At 62.2% G+C, this 19,152-nt stretch carries 15 protein-coding genes; all 15 read left to right on the forward strand.

The genetic code is table 11. The annotated features are described in order from the left end of the window. The first annotated feature begins 34 nt into the window (after positions 1 to 34). Entirely contained in the window at positions 35 to 1,504 is a 1,470-nt protein-coding gene (locus tag ACO08A_RS19660; protein WP_422037636.1) for a UDP-N-acetylmuramoyl-L-alanyl-D-glutamate--2,6-diaminopimelate ligase, read from the forward strand. Then, positions 1,501 to 2,931 carry a UDP-N-acetylmuramoylalanyl-D-glutamyl-2,6-diaminopimelate--D-alanyl-D-alanine ligase gene (locus ACO08A_RS19665; protein ID WP_422037637.1) on the forward strand — a complete coding sequence of 477 codons (1,431 nt, stop codon included), beginning with the start codon at positions 1,501 to 1,503 and terminating at the stop codon, positions 2,929 to 2,931. Before ACO08A_RS19660 ends, ACO08A_RS19665 begins: the two co-directional genes overlap by 4 nt. A 10-nt stretch (positions 2,932 to 2,941) precedes the next feature. Further along, positions 2,942 to 4,027: a phospho-N-acetylmuramoyl-pentapeptide-transferase gene (gene mraY, locus ACO08A_RS19670; RefSeq protein WP_421984113.1), complete on the forward strand. Its 1,086-nt coding sequence runs from the start codon at positions 2,942 to 2,944 to the stop codon at positions 4,025 to 4,027. 5 nt (positions 4,028 to 4,032) lie between these two features. Next, positions 4,033 to 5,433: a UDP-N-acetylmuramoyl-L-alanine--D-glutamate ligase gene (gene murD / locus ACO08A_RS19675; RefSeq protein WP_422037638.1), complete on the forward strand. Its 1,401-nt coding sequence runs from the start codon at positions 4,033 to 4,035 to the stop codon at positions 5,431 to 5,433. Further along, positions 5,433 to 6,590: a putative lipid II flippase FtsW gene (gene ftsW, locus ACO08A_RS19680; RefSeq protein WP_421984111.1), complete on the forward strand. Its 1,158-nt coding sequence runs from the start codon at positions 5,433 to 5,435 to the stop codon at positions 6,588 to 6,590. Before murD ends, ftsW begins: the two co-directional genes overlap by 1 nt. Positions 6,591 to 6,608: 18 nt before the next feature. Further along, entirely contained in the window at positions 6,609 to 7,715 is a 1,107-nt protein-coding gene (gene murG, locus ACO08A_RS19685; protein ID WP_422037639.1) for an undecaprenyldiphospho-muramoylpentapeptide beta-N-acetylglucosaminyltransferase, read from the forward strand. Then, entirely contained in the window at positions 7,712 to 9,112 is a 1,401-nt protein-coding gene (murC, locus tag ACO08A_RS19690) for a UDP-N-acetylmuramate--L-alanine ligase (protein WP_422037640.1), read from the forward strand. The genes murG and murC overlap by 4 nt, the downstream gene beginning before the upstream one ends. 9 nt (positions 9,113 to 9,121) lie before the next feature. Continuing rightward, positions 9,122 to 10,093, forward strand: a complete 972-nt coding sequence (gene murB / locus ACO08A_RS19695) for a UDP-N-acetylmuramate dehydrogenase (protein WP_422037641.1) — start codon at positions 9,122 to 9,124, stop codon at positions 10,091 to 10,093. Beyond that, positions 10,094 to 11,020, forward strand: a complete 927-nt coding sequence (locus ACO08A_RS19700; protein ID WP_422037642.1) for a D-alanine--D-alanine ligase — start codon at positions 10,094 to 10,096, stop codon at positions 11,018 to 11,020. Positions 11,021 to 11,229: 209 nt separating this feature from the next. Then, complete coding sequence (locus ACO08A_RS19705; RefSeq protein ID WP_421984106.1) at positions 11,230 to 11,922, forward strand: cell division protein FtsQ/DivIB; 693 nt, start codon at positions 11,230 to 11,232, stop codon at positions 11,920 to 11,922. Continuing rightward, entirely contained in the window at positions 11,919 to 13,241 is a 1,323-nt protein-coding gene (ftsA, locus tag ACO08A_RS19710; protein ID WP_421984105.1) for a cell division protein FtsA, read from the forward strand. Before ACO08A_RS19705 ends, ftsA begins: the two co-directional genes overlap by 4 nt. 115 nt (positions 13,242 to 13,356) lie before the next feature. Continuing rightward, the gene (gene ftsZ, locus ACO08A_RS19715) at positions 13,357 to 15,144 is read left to right on the forward strand and encodes a cell division protein FtsZ (RefSeq protein WP_422037643.1); all 1,788 of its coding nucleotides are present in this window, start codon (positions 13,357 to 13,359) and stop codon (positions 15,142 to 15,144) included. A 254-nt stretch (positions 15,145 to 15,398) separates the two neighbouring features. Continuing rightward, positions 15,399 to 16,343: a UDP-3-O-acyl-N-acetylglucosamine deacetylase gene (gene lpxC, locus ACO08A_RS19720; RefSeq protein WP_422037644.1), complete on the forward strand. Its 945-nt coding sequence runs from the start codon at positions 15,399 to 15,401 to the stop codon at positions 16,341 to 16,343. A gap of 258 nt (positions 16,344 to 16,601) precedes the next feature. Further along, complete coding sequence (locus ACO08A_RS19725; RefSeq protein WP_421984102.1) at positions 16,602 to 17,414, forward strand: outer membrane protein assembly factor BamD; 813 nt, start codon at positions 16,602 to 16,604, stop codon at positions 17,412 to 17,414. A 69-nt stretch (positions 17,415 to 17,483) separates the two neighbouring features. Beyond that, positions 17,484 to 19,151, forward strand: coding sequence for a DNA repair protein RecN (recN, locus tag ACO08A_RS19730; RefSeq protein ID WP_422037645.1), 1,668 nt, complete (start codon positions 17,484 to 17,486; stop codon positions 19,149 to 19,151). Position 19,152 lies beyond the last annotated feature (1 nt).

Genomic DNA, 19,152 nt, shown 5'->3' on the forward strand with positions numbered 1-19,152 from the left:
CAAGGACGACGCACAAACCGAACGATCAGGCGCAATGGATCTTGAATATCTTGCCGACGGCATTCCCTTGCCGGTTCAGGCAAACGGTCTTGAAATAACGGGACTGACAGCTGACAGCAGGTCTGCGCAGCCAGGATACCTGTTTGCCGCCTTCAGGGGCACGGCGGTCGACGGGACCCGTTTCGTCCCAAGCGCGGTTCAGGCCGGCGCGGTCGCGGTCCTGTGTGCCAGTGACGCTGCGGATGCCGTCAAGGCTCAGCTTCCCGATGAAATTGCCGTCATCGCGGTCGACGAACCCCGAAGGGTCTTCGCCCGTCTTGCGGCCAAGTTCCACAGCAGGCAGCCGGACGTGATCGTTGCGGTCACGGGCACCGCGGGCAAAACCTCGGTTGCGCATTTCGTGCGTCAGATCTTCCAGGCTGCAGGCCATCCGGCGGCCAGCCTTGGAACGCTCGGTATCGTCAAGGCCGACGGCGTGACCTACGGCGGCCTGACCACGCCGGATCCCGTCGCGCTCCACAAGGAACTGAGCGAGCTGGAAGCGGAAGGGATCAACCATGCGGCCCTGGAAGCCTCGTCCCACGGATTGGATCAGTACAGACTGGATGGTGTACGCCTGACGGCTGCCGCCTTCACCAATCTCGGCCGGGATCACATGGACTACCATCCCAGCATCGAGGACTATCTGCGCGCCAAGCTCCGGCTCTTTGCAGATCTGCTGCCTGCGGGCGGAACGGTGGTTGTCGATCCGGGCGAAAAATATGCCGACCGGGTCATCGATGTCGCCAGCCAACGCGGATTGCCGGTTTTCGAGGTCGGAGAAACGGGGCGCGATCTGAAATTGACCGGTCTCAGGACCGAAGGCGCGGGTCAGGAACTCACGCTGCAGACGGATCGCGGCGAATACAGGGTCACGCTGCCCCTGATCGGGCGTTTCCAGGTTTCCAATGCCCTGATTGCGGCCGGGCTCGCCATTGCCGCGGGCACGGACATGGGTCTGGTGCTGCGGTCCCTTGAAAATCTCAAGGGCGCTCCGGGGCGGCTGGAACTGGCCGGCAGGACAGAGGCCGGCGGACTTGTCTTTGTCGACTATGCACACAAGCCGGATGCGCTCGACAATGCGCTTGCCGCACTCCGGCCGATCGCGACCGGCAAGCTTGCCGTCGTCATAGGTGCCGGAGGAGACCGGGATCCCGGCAAGCGCAAGCTCATGGGCGAGGCGGCTGCACGCCACTCGGATCTGGTCATTGTAACGGATGACAACCCGCGATCTGAGGATCCGGCATCCATTCGCGAGGCGGTCATGTCCGGTGCACCGGACGCGCTTGAGATTGGCGACCGGATGGAAGCGATTGCCGAAGGCGTTCGCGGGCTTCAAGCCGGCGATATCCTGTGTGTTGCCGGAAAGGGCCACGAAACCGGCCAGATTGTTGGCGACACAGTGATTCCCTTTTCCGATCACGACGCCGTGCAGCGTGCGATAAGCCTTCAAGGAGCACCATGAGCGACCCTCTCTGGAAACTGGATGCATTTGCCGAGGCTGCTGGCGGCCGTGTCAAGGGTGAGGCCGACGCGGAGATTACGGGGATTTCGATCGACAGCCGGTCGCTGGAACCGGGCGATGCTTTCGTTGCGATCAGGGGAGAGCGCTTCGACGGGCACGACTATGTTGCAGCCGCGCTGGAGGCCGGTGCGAGCATTGCGATCGTTGCCGAAAGCAAACTTTCGGACCTGCCAGAGGACGGACGATACCTGGTTGTCGGCGATCCGCTGGAGGCCATGCGCCGGATCGGGGTAGCTGCGCGTGCGCGCACAAGCGCCCGGATCATCGCGGTCACCGGTTCCGTCGGCAAGACGGGCACCAAGGAAGCGCTCCGGCTGACGCTGGAGCAGTCCGGCAAGGTGCACGCGTCCGTCGCGTCTTTCAACAATCACTGGGGTGTGCCTCTGACGCTTGCGCGCATGCCGGCCGACACCGAATACGGCGTCTTCGAAATCGGCATGAACCACCACGGCGAGATCACGCCGCTGGTCAAGATGGTTCGGCCGCACGTCGCGATCATCACGACGGTTCAGCCGGTTCACCTGGAATTCTTCGATTCGGTTGAAAAGATCGCGCAGGCCAAGGCCGAGATCTTCGAGGGACTGGAACCAGACGGCGTGGCGATCCTCAACAAAGACAATCGCCAGTACGATCTCCTGCGCTTTCTTGCCACCACCGCCGGCGTCGCGAGAGTTCAGACGTTCGGGCTTGACCCGAACGCGGACAGCCATGTGGAGAATGTCGTCAGCTATGCGGGTGGATCGAGCGTCGATGCTTCCATTCTCGGCATCGAAATCACCTACAAGGTCGGTGCGCCCGGCAAACATGTCGTGAAAAACAGCCTGGCGGTCCTGACCGCTGTTCAAGACGTCGGCGCGGACCTGGCCCGGGCAGGGCTGGCCCTCGACAGTATGAAGCCGCCAAGGGGGCGCGGCGAAGTCAGCCGCCTCGTGGCGCCGGGTGGCGCATTCGACCTCGTGGACGAGAGCTACAACGCCAATCCCGCCTCCATGCGTGCGGCCATTTCGGTGATCGGCGAGACACCGGTCACGCGCCCCGGCCGCAGGATTGCGGTGATCGGCGACATGCGCGAACTGGGGCCGGAGGCGGACCGGCTGCACGCGGAGCTGCTGGAGCCGATAACCGAGGCGCAGATCGACGCGGTCTACTGCGCAGGTCCGCATATGCACGCGCTCTGGGAGCGGTTGCCGCAACAGCTGCGGTCGCACTACAGCGAAGACGCAAAAGATCTGGAAGACGTCATTTTGAGGGACGTCCGTCCCGGCGATGTCGTTATGATCAAGGGATCACTCGGGACCCGCATGGGCCCGCTTGTGGAGGCCCTGAAAAAGGAATACCCGCCTGCGGATGACACCGCGGCGGCATAAGGGATAGCTGATGTTTTATTTTTTGGGGCAGTTTGCGGAGCAGATTTCGGCGTTGAACGTGTTCAGATACATCACGTTCCGCACGGGCGGTGCGATCATGACCGCACTGTTTTTTGTTTTCCTGTTCGGGCCGAAGATCATTTCAAGCCTGCGCATCCGTCAGGGCCATGGCCAGCCGATCCGGGCCGACGGACCTGAAAGCCACCTTCTCACGAAGCAGGGCACGCCGACGATGGGCGGACTGATGATCATGTCGGGCGCGATGGTCGCGGCGCTGCTGTGGTCGGACCTGTCCAACCCCTATGTCTGGGTCGTGATCGGTGTGACGCTCGGTTTCGGCGGGATCGGCTTTTATGACGACTACCTGAAAGTGACGAAATCCTCCCATACCGGGTTTGGCGGCAAGGCGCGCCTCGGGCTGGAATTCCTGATTGCGGCGCTCGCGGCCTATGCGGTGACGATCCTCGACACGTCCGAGTATTCCGAGGCGATCACCTTTCCGTTCCTGAAGGACTTCACGCTCAATCTCGGCCTCATTTTCATCCCCTTCGCCGCCTTTGTCATGGTCGGGGCCGGGAATGCCGTCAACCTGACCGACGGCCTCGACGGGCTTGCGATCGTCCCGGTCATGATCGCCTGTGCGTCGTTCGGACTAATTGCCTATCTGTCAGGCAACGCGGTTTTTGCGAACTACCTGCAGATCCACCATGTCTCGGGAACCGGCGAACTCGCCGTCATCTGCGGCGCGGTGATCGGTGCGGGGCTCGGTTTTCTCTGGTTCAATGCGCCACCGGCCGCGATTTTCATGGGTGACACCGGGTCGCTGGCGCTCGGCGGCATGATCGGCGCGATCGCCGTTGCCACCAAGCACGAAATCGTCCTTGCGATCATAGGCGGCCTGTTCGTGCTGGAAGCCGTCTCGGTGATCGTGCAGGTGATTTCCTTCAAGCTGACGGGAAAAAGGGTGTTCCGAATGGCCCCGATCCATCACCATTTCGAAATGATGGGATGGACGGAAAGCCAGGTGGTGATCCGGTTCTGGATCATTGCCGTAGTCCTTGCCCTGCTCGGCCTTGCCACGCTGAAGCTGAGGTAGGCCGCATGATCCCCGTCACGACATTTCAGGGCAGGAAGGTCGCGCTGTTCGGACTTGGCGGGTCCGGCCTTGCGACCGCGCGTGCCCTGAAAGCGGGCGGGGCGGAGGTCGTGTGTCACGATGATAACGAGGCGCGGGTTCGACAGGCGGCTGACGAGGGTCTTTCAACGCTGGATCTGCGCGCGCTTGACTGGGACGGCATCGCCGCGCTGGTGCTGTCGCCCGGCGTACCGCTCACGCATCCGGTGCCGCACTGGACCGTCGATCTCGCACGCGAGGCCGCTGTGGAGATCATCGGAGACGTGGAACTGTTCTGCCGGGAGCGGCGCAGACAATGCCTTTCCGCTCCGTTCATCGCGATCACCGGAACGAACGGCAAGTCGACAACCACCGCGCTCATCGCGCATCTGCTCCAGGAACTCGGGCTTGATGTTCAGGTGGGCGGAAATATCGGAACGCCGGTTCTTGAGCTGCAGCCACCCGTGCCCGGGCGCCACTACGTCGTCGAGTGCTCGTCCTACCAGATCGATCTGTCGCCGACACTTGACCCGAGTATCGGCGTGCACATGAACCTGTCGCCGGATCATCTCGACCGGCACGGCACCATGGAAAACTATGCCGCGATCAAGGAAAGGCTCGTGGCCGGGTCCAAGCTGGCGATCATCGGTGTCGACGATCGCCTGTCTTCCCAGATCGCGGACCGGCTCGAACTCGCACACAAGCCGGTGTGCAGGATAGCCGGGGAGCGGGAGCTGACGGAAGGTATCTATGCGTCGCACGGGTTCCTGATCGAAGCGCACAGCGGAACGCAGCGCCAGGTTGCCCTGCTGGGCGGGGTCGACAGTCTGCGCGGAGACCACAACGGCCAGAATGCCGCCGCCTCGTTTGCGGCCCTGCGTGCCCTGGAGCAGCCATCCGAGAAAATTGCCGCCGCGCTCACCACCTTCCCGGGGCTGCATCATCGCATGGAGATTGTCGCAAAACGCGGGCGCGTGCTGTTCGTCAACGATTCCAAGGCGACCAACGCGGACGCCGCGGCCCGGGCCCTGTCCAGCTTCGAGCGGATCTACTGGATCGCGGGCGGACGCGCCAAGGAAGGCGGGATCTCGTCGCTGGACGAATATTTTCCGAGGATCGCCAAAACGTTCCTCATCGGGGAAGCGGCGGAAGACTTCGCCAAGGTGCTGGAGGGCCGTGTCCCGTTCCAGATCAGCGGAACATTGCCGCAGGCCGTTTTGGACGCAGCAGGCGAAGCGGCGGAGGACGGGGCGGAGGAAATCGCAATTCTCCTTTCGCCGGCCTGTGCGAGTTTCGATCAATACCCGAATTTTGAACTGCGCGGCGCGGCCTTCGTGGGCGCGGTGCGTGCCCTGCCGGGCGCTGGAAACTCGCAGGAGGTCGCATAATGGTATCTCGCGCGGATCGCAGCAAATTCGCCGAATGGCTCTGGACCGTCGATCACTACCTGCTCGCCGCCTTCGGCCTGCTGATGGTGGGTGGAGTGGTCCTGTCGTTTGCGGCCAGCCCTCCGGTTGCCGAACGGCTCGGGATCGACACCCTCTATTTCGTCAAGCGGCAGGCGCTGTTTCTCATTCCGGCGGTTGCGATCATGCTGGCCGGGTCGCTCATGCCGCCGCGCATGGTTAGGCGGGCCGCGCTGATCCTGTTCGTGGTGTCGCTCGTTCTTCTGATTGCGACGCTGTTCCTCGGGTTTGAAGCCAAGGGCGCGCGGCGCTGGATCTATATCGCGGGCTTTTCCCTGCAGCCGTCGGAGTTTCTCAAACCCGCCTTCGTTGTGCTGATTGCGTTTCTCCTGTCCGAAAGCGGGCGCCGGCGCGAGGTTCCCGGCGTGCTGTTCGCCTTCGTTCTGTTTGCCGTTTGCGCAGCACTGCTGATCGCCCAGCCGGACTTCGGTCAGACCATGCTGCTCGGACTGGTCTGGGCCGGGCTGTTCTTCCTGAACGGGATTTCCTGGCTGATCATCGTGGCACTTGGCCTGATCGGCGTGCTCGGTCTGTTTGCGGCCTATGCATTCCTGCCGCACGTGACAAACCGCGTCGACAGGTTTCTGGATCCGAGTTCCGGGGACACCTTCCAGGTCGACACCGCGATGGATTCGTTTCTGGCGGGCGGATGGTTCGGCCGCGGGCCGGGCGAGGGCACCGTCAAACGCATTCTTCCCGACAGCCATACCGATTTCATCTTCGCCGTTGTCGGCGAGGAGTTCGGCGTGATCGTGTGTCTGCTCGTGGTTGCGGTGTTCGCGTTCGTTGTGCTGCGGGGCCTGAGCCACGCAAGCCGGGACCAGGACGCTTTCAGCCGGCTTGCCACTGCCGGACTTGTCGTGCTTTTCGGCCTGCAGGCGACGATCAATCTGGCGGTGAACCTACACCTCATGCCGTCCAAGGGCATGACGCTGCCCTTCATTTCCTACGGTGGTTCGTCGCTGCTGTCTTCGGCGATGACGGCGGGTGCCATCCTCGCACTGACGCGCAGGAGACCCCGGCCATCGCGTTCCGAAGTCGTAACTGTCAGCCGGCTTTCGCCTTCGTCGTTGATGTAACCCAAGTTGCCACGAGACATGAGCAAAACAGTCCTTCTTACCGCCGGAGGCACGGGCGGCCACCTGTTTCCGGCGCAGGCCCTTGCCTCCGAGCTTGAAAGGCGCGGCTGGGCGGTTGAACTGGCGACCGACGAGCGTGCCGACAAATACGGCACGGCTTTTCCGGCGCGCGCGGTTCACATCATTGCCTCGGAAACCATCCGGGGCCGAAACCCGGTCGCGCTTGCGAAAACCGGGCTCAATCTGCTTCTGGGCACGCTCCAGGCGCGCTCCGTCATCAAGTCACTCAAACCGGATGTCGTCGCCGGTTTCGGCGGCTATCCGACCTTTCCGCCGATGTACGCAGCCCGCCTGACGGGTACGCCGTCGATCCTGCATGAAGCCAATGGTGTCATGGGGCGTGCCAACAAGATGCTGGCCAAGGGCGTCACCGCGATTGCGACGAGCGTTCCGCTGGAGAACTTGCCGGGCGATCTTGCCGCAAAGCAGGTCCAGACCGGCAACCCGGTCCGCGATGCCGTTCTGGAGGCCGCAAACCAACCCTACACGGCTCCAGAAGCGGAAGGGGAGTTCAAGCTTCTGGTTTTCGGCGGGTCGCAGGGCGCGCGGTTCTTCTCCGACCTGCTGCCGCCTGCCGTCGAGCAACTGCCCGAAGACCTCAGAAACCGGCTGTCCATCGTGCAGCAATGTAGGCCGGAAGACATGGACCGGGTGCAGAAAGTCTACGACACGCTCGGGATCAGGGCCGAATGCGCCTCGTTCTTTCAGGACATGCCCAGGCGTATTGCAGATTCCCATCTTGTCCTGTGCAGGTCAGGAGCGTCATCGGTCAGCGAACTCAGTGTGCTCGGCCGGCCTTCGATCCTCGTGCCTCTGCCCGGTGCCATCGACCAGGATCAGGCCGCCAATGCCAAGGTTCTGGAACAGGCCGGCGGTGCCTGGCCGATCCGTCAGTCGGAGCTGAGTCCGGAACGACTAGCCGAGGAACTTACCAAACTCATACACGCGCCCGGCCTGCTCACCGAAGCGGCCGCGAACGCGCTCAAGGTCGCGAAACCCGATGCGGTCAGCCGCCTGGCTGATCTGGTCGAACGGGTGGCGGCAAACAAGGGAGAACGGCCATGAAGATGCCGCACGATATCGGACCGGTCCACTTTGTCGGGATCGGTGGCATCGGCATGAGCGGAATTGCCGAGGTGCTCAAGACGCTGGGATACCAGGTGCAGGGCTCGGACATGGCGGAAAACGCCAATGTCCAGCGTCTGCGCTCCCACGGCATAGCGGTCGAGGTCGGGCACCGCGCCGAGAACATCGGCGATGCCGAAGTCCTCGTGGTCTCCTCAGCGATCAAGAAGGACAATCCGGAGCTGATCGCCGCGCGCGAAAAACTCATTCCCGTCGTGCGGCGCGCCGAGATGCTGGCCGAACTGATGCGCTTCAAACAGGCCATTGCCGTCGGTGGCACGCACGGAAAGACAACGACCACATCCATGGTCGCGGCCCTCCTCGATGCGGGCAATTTCGACCCGACCGTGATCAACGGCGGCATCATCAACGCCTATGGGACGAACGCCCGAATGGGCGCGGGCGACTGGATGGTCGTCGAAGCCGACGAGAGCGACGGCACGTTCGTGAAGCTGCCCGCAGACATCGCGATCGTGACCAATATCGACCCGGAACATCTCGATCATTACGGTGATTTCGACGGGGTCAGGGCCGCCTTCCGGCAATTCATCGAGAATGTCCCCTTCTACGGTTTCGCCGTCATGTGCCTCGATCACCCAGAAGTCCAGACCATGATCGGCACGATCGAGGACCGGCGCGTGGTGACCTACGGCACCAACCCGCAGGCAGACGTGCGCTACACGGACGTTTCCATGGATGGCGGCAAGGCGACATTCTCCGTATCGATCCGCGACCGGCGAACGGAGGAGGTGGTCGAACTGACGGATCTGGTCCTGCCGATGCCGGGTCTGCACAATGTCTCGAACGCGACTGCGGCGATCGCCGTTGCCTCGCAGCTTGGCGTCGGGCCGGACGATCTCAAGAAAGGCATTTCGGAATTCGGCGGTGTGAAGCGGCGCTTCACGCATACCGGCACGGTCGATGGCGTGCAGATCTTCGACGATTACGGGCACCACCCGGTCGAGATCAAGGCTGTTCTTCATGCCGCGCGGGAATCCACAAGCGGCAAGGTGATCGCGGTGATGCAGCCGCACAGGTTCACCCGGCTGCAAAGTCTCTTCGATGACTTTTCCAACTGCTTCAACGACGCGGATGCGGTGATCATCACACCGGTTTACGCAGCCGGAGAGCAACCCATCGAGGGAGCCTTCCATACCGACCTGGTGTCGGGCATGAAAACCCGCGGCCATCGCAATGTTCGGTCGATTGAAGGTCCGGAGGAACTGCCCGAGGCGGTCAAGGAGCTCGCGGAACCGGGCGATTTTGTTGTCTGCCTGGGTGCAGGAAACATCACGCAGTGGGCCTATGCACTGCCCAAGCAGCTCGAAGAGCTTTAGGGGATTTCCATGCGTTTTCCCGATCTTCTGGAGATCCATCCGAGCCTGGGCGAGGGCGTGCGCGGCAAATTCACCTCCAACCAGCCCATGTCGGCTGTGACCTGGTTCCGGACAGGCGGCCCGGCCCAACTCATGTTTCAGCCTGCCGACGAAGACGATCTTGCCACCTTCCTTGCCGGACTTCCCAAGGACATCCCGATCCTGCCCGTCGGGCTCGGGTCCAACCTTCTGATCCGTGACGGCGGCCTTGAGGGCGTCGTCATCCGGTTGAGCGCCAAGGGCTTCGGGGCGATCGAGCAGGTCGGCGAGACCCGTCTGAGGGCGGGGGCAGCGGTGCCGGACAAGCGCCTGTCCGAAGCGGCCGCGAAAGCCGGGCTCGGCGGTTTTGCCTTCTATACCGGCATTCCCGGCGGACTCGGTGGTGCGCTGCGCATGAACGCGGGCGCGCACGGCACGGAAACCCGCGACCGCATGGTGGAGCTGACCGCGATCGACCGTGACGGCAACAGGCATGTCCTGTCGAATGCCGACATGGGCTATGCCTACCGGCATTCCACCGCATCACGGGATCTCATCTTCACGTCGGCCGTCTTCGAGGGCGTTCCCCAGGATGAGGCGTCCGTTCGCCAGGAAATGGCCGATGTCGTCGACCACCGGGAAAAAGCCCAGCCGATCCGCGAAAAGACCGGCGGCTCGACATTCAAGAACCCGCCCGGAACATCTGCCTGGAAGGAAGTCGATGCGGCGGGCTGCAGGGGGCTTCGCGTCGGCGGGGCGCAGATGTCCGAAATGCATTGCAACTTCATGATCAACACGGGGTCGGCGACGGGTCACGACCTGGAACTGCTCGGCGAAACCGTGAGGGCGCGCGTGCTGCAACACAGCGGCATCCGCCTTGAATGGGAAATCAAGCGTCTCGGCCTGTTCGGAGATACCGGCGTGGTCGAACCGTTTCTAGGACCGGAAGGGGAGGCTGCGTAGATGGCCAAGAAGCACGTTGCCGTTCTCATGGGCGGGTGGGTCAATGAACGCCCGGTCAGTCTGACCAGCGGCCGGGAATGCGCCGATGCGCTTGAAGAGGCCGGCTACCAGGTCTCCCGGATCGATGTCGACCGGAATATTTCGCAAGTTCTCCAGAAACTGAAACCGGATGTCGCCTTCAACGCGCTGCACGGACCCTTCGGCGAGGATGGCTGCGTACAGGGAATTTTAGAGTTTCTTAACATTCCCTACACGCACTCGGGCGTCATGGCATCGGCCCTCGCGATGCACAAGATCAAGGCGAAAGCGGTGATGCAGGCCGCCGGTGTGCCGGTCACGGAAGACATAATCGTCAACCGTCACAACATCTTGCGCGAACACCCTATGAAGCCGCCTTACGTGCTTAAGCCGATCAATGAGGGATCCAGCTTCGGAGTCCTGATTGTCAAGGAAGATCAAGAGTTTCCGCCGCAGGAGCTGAGCCGGCAGGACTGGCCCTACCCGGATGTTCTCATGTGCGAAAAGTTCATCGACGGAAGGGAACTGACCTGTGCCGTCATGGATGACAAGGCCCTGGGTGTGATCGACATCGTGCCGATGGGTCACAGCTTCTACGATTACGACGCAAAATATGTTGAAGGCGGATCAAAACACATTCTTCCTGCAAAAATTTCACCGATTGTTTACCAAACCATAGAGACACTAGCGGTTAAGGCGCATCAGGCCCTGGGATGCCGCGGTGTTTCGCGTGCCGATTTTCGATTCGACGAGCGCGAAGACGGATCCGGGACCCTGATCTGCCTAGAAGTGAACACACAGCCAGGCATGACGCCAACCTCTCTTGTGCCGGAAATGGCGGCCCACAAGGGGATGAGTTTCAAGGATCTGGTCAGTTGGATGGTTGAGGACGCGAGTTGCTGTCGCTAGGTCGCAAATGGAATAGGGAAACGCTGACACCGCTTGAAGCCGAACTGGCTCCGCGCGGCCGTGGTGTTTCGCGTTTGCACAGGCAGCCTGTCTGGCGCTCCGCAGGGCGGCTGGCCGAGCTCCCCAGGTGGACGGGATCTGCAGCTGCGCTGGGTTTCTTAACCTTAACAATTGGTTATGGAATAGTCATAGGTGGACATGGCCGGGTCGTGTCCGATGCGCTCCTGTCGGCGGCCGGCTTCGGTATCGAGGCCGTCAAGCTGTCCGGACAGCGCGAAATCAACGAGTTCCAGATCCTGGAAGCGCTGGAAATTCATGAAGGCACATCGCTTGCCCTCTTTGATGCGGTCGGAGCGCGCGAACGGCTCAACGCGATGGCCTGGGTCAAGAACGCGTCCGTCATGAAGCTCTATCCGAGCACGCTTCAGATCAAGATCGAGGAGCGGGTGCCCTATGCACTCTGGCAGCGCGGCGACCTCGTTTCGATCGTCAATCAGGCTGGCGACGTGATCACGGATGATGTCGACGGCCGCTATGCCAATCTTCTGCTGGTCGTCAATCACGGCGCACAGCGCAGGGCTTCTGAAATCAATTCGGCGCTGGAAGCGGTGCCTGCGCTGCGCCCGCGCGTGCGCGCGGCATTCCTCGTCAGCGACAGGCGCTGGGATCTGCAGCTGGAGAACGGCATTTCGATCCGTCTGCCGGAGCAGAACTATCAGGCGGCCCTGGCCGACCTTGTCGAAATGGATGAAGACAGCGGTCTGCTCTCCCGTGACATCGTTGCCATCGACATGCGTCTTGCCGACAGGGTGACCGTGCGGCTGTCCGACGAGGCCGCAGAACAGCGCAAGATCATGACGGGCGGCCGCAACCGTTCGGGCAAGAAGGAGCAGGACACATGAGCCGCTCCGACAAGAACCTTTACCTGCCGAAGATGCGTCCGCTGCCGACGCGGCGTTCCGTGATCATGTCGGTCCTGGATGTCGGCTCGACCAAGATCTGCTGCCTGATCGCGAAGCTCGTGCCGCAGGATGAGAAATCCGTGCTGTCCAGCCGGTCCCACAAGGTCGAGGTGCTCGGCTACGGCTACCAGCGTTCGCGCGGGATCAAGTCGGGCGTCGTCGTCGACATGGACGCAGCCGAGCAGGCGATCCGGCTCGCGGTCGACAGCGCCGAGCGGATGGCCGGCGTCACGGTTGAATCGCTGATTGCCAATATCAGCTGCGGACGGCTGCAGAGCGAGGTCTACAGCGCCGGTGTGCCGCTGGCGGGCGAGAGCGTTTCGGAAGCCGACATTCAAAGGGTCCTTTCAGCGGGTTCCAGTCACTCCGTCACCGAAGGACGGGCGGTGACGCATGCCTTGCCGATATCCTATTCCCTCGATGGCAGCCGCGGCATCCGCGATCCGCGCGGCATGATGGGGCACAAGCTCGGTGTCGACATGCAGGTCGTGACCGCCGAAGTGCCCCCGGTCCGCAATCTCGAACTGTGCATCAACCGCGGGCATCTTCACGTGGAGACCATGGTCGCGACACCGTTTGCCAGCGGCCTGTCGACGCTAGTCGATGATGAAGCCGAACTCGGCGTGGCCTGTATCGACATGGGCGGCGGAACGACAACCCTGTCCGTCTTTGTCGAAGGGCACATGGTGCATCTCGATGCGATCGCGGTTGGCGGCAATCATGTCACAACCGATATCGCGCGGGCGTTCGCAACCCGGCTGCAGGACGCAGAGCGCCTGAAGACACTCTACGGATCGCCGCTGGCCTCCAGTTCGGACGAGCGCGATCTACTGACGGTGCCGCCGCTTGAAAGCGACAACGAACTGCCCAATCAAATCCCCCGCTCGGCGCTGACCCGTGTCATCCGGCCGCGCGTGGAAGAAATCCTTGAACTCGTGAGGGATCGGTTGACCGCGTCCGGCTTTGCAGGCCGGGTTGGCAAACAGATCGTCCTGACAGGGGGTGCCAGTCAGCTCACGGGTCTTGGAGAGGTTGCGCGTCACATTCTGGGGCGCAACGTCCGTCTTGGCCGGCCATTAGGCGTCGCCGGTCTTCCCGAGGCTGCCAAAGGGCCGGCTTTTGCCGCCGCTGTCGGCCTCTTGATTTATCCGCAGGTCGCCCAGATCGAACAGTTCGAGCACAAGAACCGTCGAACCGGGTGGAGCGGACAATCTGGTTACCTGGCCCGCGTGGGCCAGTGGATCAGGGAAAGCTTCTGACGACATGAGCCAAGAAGACGACAGCCACGAATTGGAGCTGCCAGGCATGGCAGCTGAAGTTAGGGAAGAAGAGGGGTCTCCCGTACCGGGGGAGCCAATGGGTCGCGAGGATAATATGACCATCAACCTTAAGATGCCCGACATTCAGGAGCTGAAACCGCGCATTACGGTTTTCGGCGTCGGCGGCGCGGGCGGAAACGCCGTCAATAACATGATCACAGCCGGCCTCCAGGGCTGCGACTTCGTCGTAGCCAACACGGACGCCCAGGCGCTGGCAATGAACCACTCGGACCGCCTGGTCCAGATGGGTGTGGCCGTTACCGAAGGTCTCGGTGCCGGATCGCAGCCGGAAGTCGGTTCGGCCGCGGCCGAGGAAGTGATCGACGAAATCAACGATCACCTTTCCGGATCACACATGGTGTTCATCACCGCCGGCATGGGCGGGGGCACCGGCACCGGCGCAGCCCCGGTGATTGCACGCGCGGCGCGCGAGCAAGGCATCCTGACCGTCGGCGTCGTCACCAAGCCGTTCCAGTTCGAAGGCGCGCGCCGCATGCGCATCGCCGATACCGGCATTGACGAATTGCAGCGCAACGTCGACACGCTCATCGTCATTCCGAACCAGAACCTGTTCCGGATCGCCAATGCGCAGACCACGTTTGCCGACGCATTTGCCATGGCCGACCAGGTTCTCTACTCGGGCGTCGCCTGCATCACCGACCTGATGGTCAAGGAAGGTCTCATCAACCTCGACTTTGCCGATGTCCGCTCGGTCATGCGCGGCATGGGCAAGGCGATGATGGGCACCGGCGAGGCGAGCGGTGAAAAACGCGCTCAGCAGGCGGCCGAGGCAGCCATCGCGAACCCGCTGCTGGACGAATCGTCCATGAAGGGTGCGAAAGGCCTGCTGATCTCGATCACGGGCGGCAACGACCTGACCCTGTTCGAAGTCGACGAGGCAGCAACGCGGATCCGCGAGGAAGTCGATTCCGACGCCAACATCATTCTCGGTGCGACATTCGACGAGACGCTGGACGGCATCATTCGCGTGTCCGTGGTGGCAACGGGGATCGACAAGGAAGCGGGTTTCGAAGCCGCACCCTTTCCCTCGCCGGCCGAGCAGGCTCTGAAAACCGATATGCCGGCCGTCGTGCGCAGCACGGAACCGGCTCAGGCCAAGCTTGCTCCGGCAGCGGAAAAATCCGGTGCCCAGACGGCCGCCGCGCAGGCGGTTGCCAATCTTGAAAAAGAGCTCGCCATTCCGGAGCCCGCTCCGGTTGCCGTCGCAAGCGATCCGGATGTCCAGATCAAGCGGGTCAAGCCGGCCAGTGCTTCCATGACGGCGAAAAGCCCGATGATCGACATCGAGGAAGAAACGCCGACCTCGGTCGTTGAGGACGCACCGGTGAGCCAGCCGTACATCCCGCCGGTGGCGGAAGAGCACAGCCCGGCGCCGCGCATGCCGCGGGTCGAGGACTTCCCGCCGATTGCGCAGCGTGAGATCCGCGCACAGCAGGCTCCGGCTGCAGCACCGCAATCGGAACCCGCCGCGCAGCAGGCCGAACCGGCACCTGCCGCACAGGCTCCGGTTTCCCAGCACGATACCGGTGAGGAATTCGGTGACGATGAGCGCCGCCCGATGGGTCTCCTGCGCCGTCTTGCCAGTGGCCTTGGCCGCCGGGAAGACGAGGAAGAGCACGAGGCGGAAGCGCCCGTTGTCCGCAAGGCACCGCAGCTCCAGCCTGCTCCGATGTCCGCGCCGCGCGCACCCCAGGCACGGACATCCGCGACCGGCGCGGCCGGGCAACTTGACGAAACCGGCCGGGCAGCGCCCAAGCCGGTGAGTGCCGCGGATGACGATCAGTTGGAAATTCCGGCGTTCCTGCGCCGCCAGGCCAACTGATTCGTTCGCGATCTTCTTCCCTGATCGCAGCGGCTCGGAACCCATGTTCCGAGCCGCTTCCGTAAGGTAAGAAATTTCCCTTTTAATTCAGTAATTTGCGCGCCTGTGAATCGTTACAAACCGTAATAAAGCTTTATTTCGCTCTGCAAGGGATCGCGACTATCTTCGCGGCCAACTGGTGATCGTTAATAGCCCGTATGTGCATTGGGGCAAATTTTGGGCTTCGCGTTCGCAAACCGGAAGGGTTGGGGTATATGACCACACATGTTGACCGACAGACGACGCTGGCCGAGCAGGTGACACTGACCGGCATCGGCGTTCATTCCGGCAAGCCGGCGTCGATCACACTTGTGCCTGCGGATGCCGGGACCGGCATCGTCTTCTCGCGGACCGATCAGGACGGTGCCACCGAGGTGCGCGCAATGTGGGACCAGGTGACCGCAACGGCCCTGTGCACGGTGCTGGGCGATCCCACACAGGATGGCATATCCACCGTCGAACATCTCATGGCCGCCCTCTTCGGCATGGGCGTGGACAACGTGATCGTCGAAATCGATGGGCCCGAGATGCCGATCATGGACGGCAGCAGCGCCGTCTTCGTCGAAGCAATCGAACAGGTCGGTCTGAAGAAACTCGACCGTGGCCGCCGCTACCTGAAGATCAACAAGAAAGTGCGAGTCGACAACGGCAGCGCCTGGTGCGAGCTGCATCCGCACGAGGGCACGAAATTCGATATCACGATCGATTTCGAAACACCCGTGATCGGACGGCAGCAGTATGTATCCGAAATGACGCCGGCCGTGTTCCGCGACGACCTGTCCCGTGCACGGACCTTCGGCAACGTCAAGGACGTGGAACAGCTCTGGAAAATGGGCTTCGCCCTCGGATCCTCGCTGGACAATTCGGTTGCCATCTCCGAGGACAAGGTGCTCAATCCGGAAGGTACGCGCTGGCCGGACGAGTTTGCCCGGCACAAGGCGCTGGACGCAGTCGGGGACTTGGCTCTTGCCGGCCTGCCCATTCTCGGCATGTACCGGTCCTACAAGGGCGGTCACAAGATGAACCACTCCATTCTGGTCAAGCTGTTCGAAGACCCGAGTGCATTCGAAATCGTCGAAGCGCCGGCCTTTCGCCAGGTTGGCCAGGTCAGCAAGGGCGGGCTGGCAGCCGCTGCGGCTTTCGGACCGGACGTTTCCTGATCAATCCCGTCATGTCGGGTTCAACAATTTGCCGAATTCTTCGGATTTCACTGCAATTTGGGCATGTTGCCATAAAAATGCTCAAAAAAACCGTCAGATGGCCTGCAAGGGCGTGACGGGGACCGGTAAAGTCCGGTAAACACTCCTGTCAGTTAAATCAGGCCGGAAATCTTGCCCGGCCACAGGGGCCGGAGACGGTTCGGGAGTTTGGGTGTGAACGGAATTGGACTTGTTTCTGGTTCGAGCAGGACCTTGAGCATGAAAACATTTTTGAGATTGGCCGTTCTCACGACGCCCATCCTGCTGGCTGCCTGCAGCGGCAAGGAAGATCTTGACGAGCTTGCGCTCAACGACACGCCGCCCGAAGTGCTGTTCAACGAGGGGCTGGCCTTGCGTGCCCAGGGCAAGCTACGCGATTCAACGACCAAGTTCGAAGAGATCGACAAGCTCTACCCCTATTCCGAATACTCCAAGAAATCCTTGGTCAACCTTGCCTTCCTGAATTATTCGCGCGGCAAGTATCCGGAAACCGTGACGGCGGCCCGGCGCTTCGTGACGCTCTATCCCGGAGACGAGGATTCGGCCTATATGCTCTACCTCGCCGGACAGAGCTATTACCGCCAGATGCCGGACATCACGCGCGACCAGGCCGTGACGCGAAAGGCCGCGGGTGCGTTCACCGAACTTGTCCAGCGTTTCCCTGAGTCCGAATACGCGCCCGATGCGGAAGAAAAGCTCCGCATCGTCGAGGATCAGCTTGCCGGCAAGGAAATGCAGGTTGGCCGCTACTATCTGAAGCGCCGTAATTACGTTGCTGCCATCAACCGCTTCCGTGCGGTGGTTGTCGAGTTTCAGACGACGCGGCACGTGGAAGAAGCGCTGTTCCGCCTGACCGAAGCGTATTACGCTCTCGGCGTTGTCAACGAGTCCCAGACGGCTGCCGCGGTCCTAGGTCACAACTATCCGGATACGCAGTGGTACAAGGACGCCTATTCTCTTCTGAACAAGGGCGGATACCAGCCATCTGAAGATTCTGGCAGCTGGATTAGCCGCGCATTCAGGAGTATCTAACGGGTTCTGGAAAGACGACTCGGTCCTCCTATATGGTGGACCGCAACTTAGTCCGGGGAGCTCGCCTTTATGCTGGTCACGCTGTCTATTCGTGACATCGTTCTCATTGACCGTCTCGATCTGGATTTTGCCGCCGGCATGTCGGTTCTGACCGGTGAAACCGGCGCCGGCAAATCGATCCTGCTTGATTCCCTGTCACTTGCACTTGGCGCCCGCGGCGATGCGGATCTCGTGCGTGAAGGGGCCACACAAGGACAGGTGACCGCGGTCTTTGACGTGAACGGACAGCATCCGGTCCGGACCTTTCTGCGCGCCAACGATGTCGACGACGATGGCGACGTGATCCTCAGGCGCATCCAGACTTCCGACGGACGCACGCGGGCCTTCGTCAACGATCAGCCGGTCAGTGCCGGGTTGCTGCGGCAGGCAGGCGGCCTGCTGGTCGAGATCCACGGCCAGCATGACGACCGGGCGCTTGTCGACCCGGAGAGCCATCGCGCCCTGATCGACGAGTTCGGCGGATTGACCGGGGACGCGGAAAAGGTTGCCTCCGCGCATGGCGCGTTCAAGAGCGCGGAAAAGGCAGTGATCGAGCACGAACGGCGGATCGAGACCGCACGCAGCGAGGCGGACTATCTGAGATCCTCGGCAGACGAACTCGGCACCTTGAAGCCGCAACCGGGCGAGGAAGAAGACCTGGCTGCGCGGCGCACCGACATGATGCAGGTGGAAAAGATCGCCGGAGATCTCAACGAGGCCTTTGAAACCCTGAACGGGTCCGCTTCGCCGATCCCCGAACTCGCCAGCCTTCTGAGGCGGCTTGAACGGAAATCGGATCAGGTACCACAGCTGCTTGCGCAGCCGGTCAAAACGCTGGCGGAGGCACTCGACCAGCTTGAGGAAACGCGCAGCGGACTGGAAAGCGCGCTGCGCGAGACGGAGTTCGATCCGCGCGAGCTGGAAAGCGTCGAGGAGCGGCTGTTCGCGCTGAGGTCGGCGTCCCGCAAGTACTCCGTTCCCGTCGACGAGCTCGAGGCGCTGTGTCAGCGCATGTCTGCGGATCTTGCCGATCTGGATGCAGGTGAGGACAAACTGTCGGCGCTTGTCGAAGCTGCGGAAAAGGCACGGGCTGCCTACGACCGCGCGGCCGCGTCCCTGTCCGCCAAGCGGGTGAAGGCGGCAAAGGCCCTGGAAAAGGCGGTCGAGGTTGAACTGCCCGACCTGAAACTGGAGCGCGCCCGGTTCATTGTCGAAATGTCCACCGATCCCGAGATGCGTGCGCGCACCGGCATCGACCAGCTTGAATTTCACGTTCAGACAAACCCCGGAACACGCGCCGGGCCGATGATGAAAGTCGCGTCGGGCGGGGAACTCTCCCGCTTCCTGCTGGCGCTCAAGGTCTCGCTGGCCGACAAGGGCTCCGCGCCGACACTTGTCTTCGATGAAATCGACACCGGCGTCGGTGGCGCCGTCGCGGAGGCAATCGGGGTCCGGCTTGCGCGCCTTGCCGGCAATGTCCAGGTCCTGACCGTCACGCATGCGCCACAAGTGGCCGCGCGGGCCGGCGGGCACTTTCTTATCGCCAAGGAAGCGACGCAGCCGGATCGCGTGGCAACCCGCGTCAAGCAGATTGACGCGGATCATCGCAGCGAGGAAATTGCCCGCATGCTTGCGGGCAGCGTGATTACCGAGGAAGCCCGGGCGGCCGCGCGCAGGCTTCTGACCGCAGCCGAATAGG

The sequence above is a fragment of the Roseibium sp. genome (genome assembly GCF_965232425.1).
In the GTDB taxonomy this organism is placed as follows: Bacteria; Pseudomonadota; Alphaproteobacteria; order Rhizobiales; family Stappiaceae; genus Roseibium.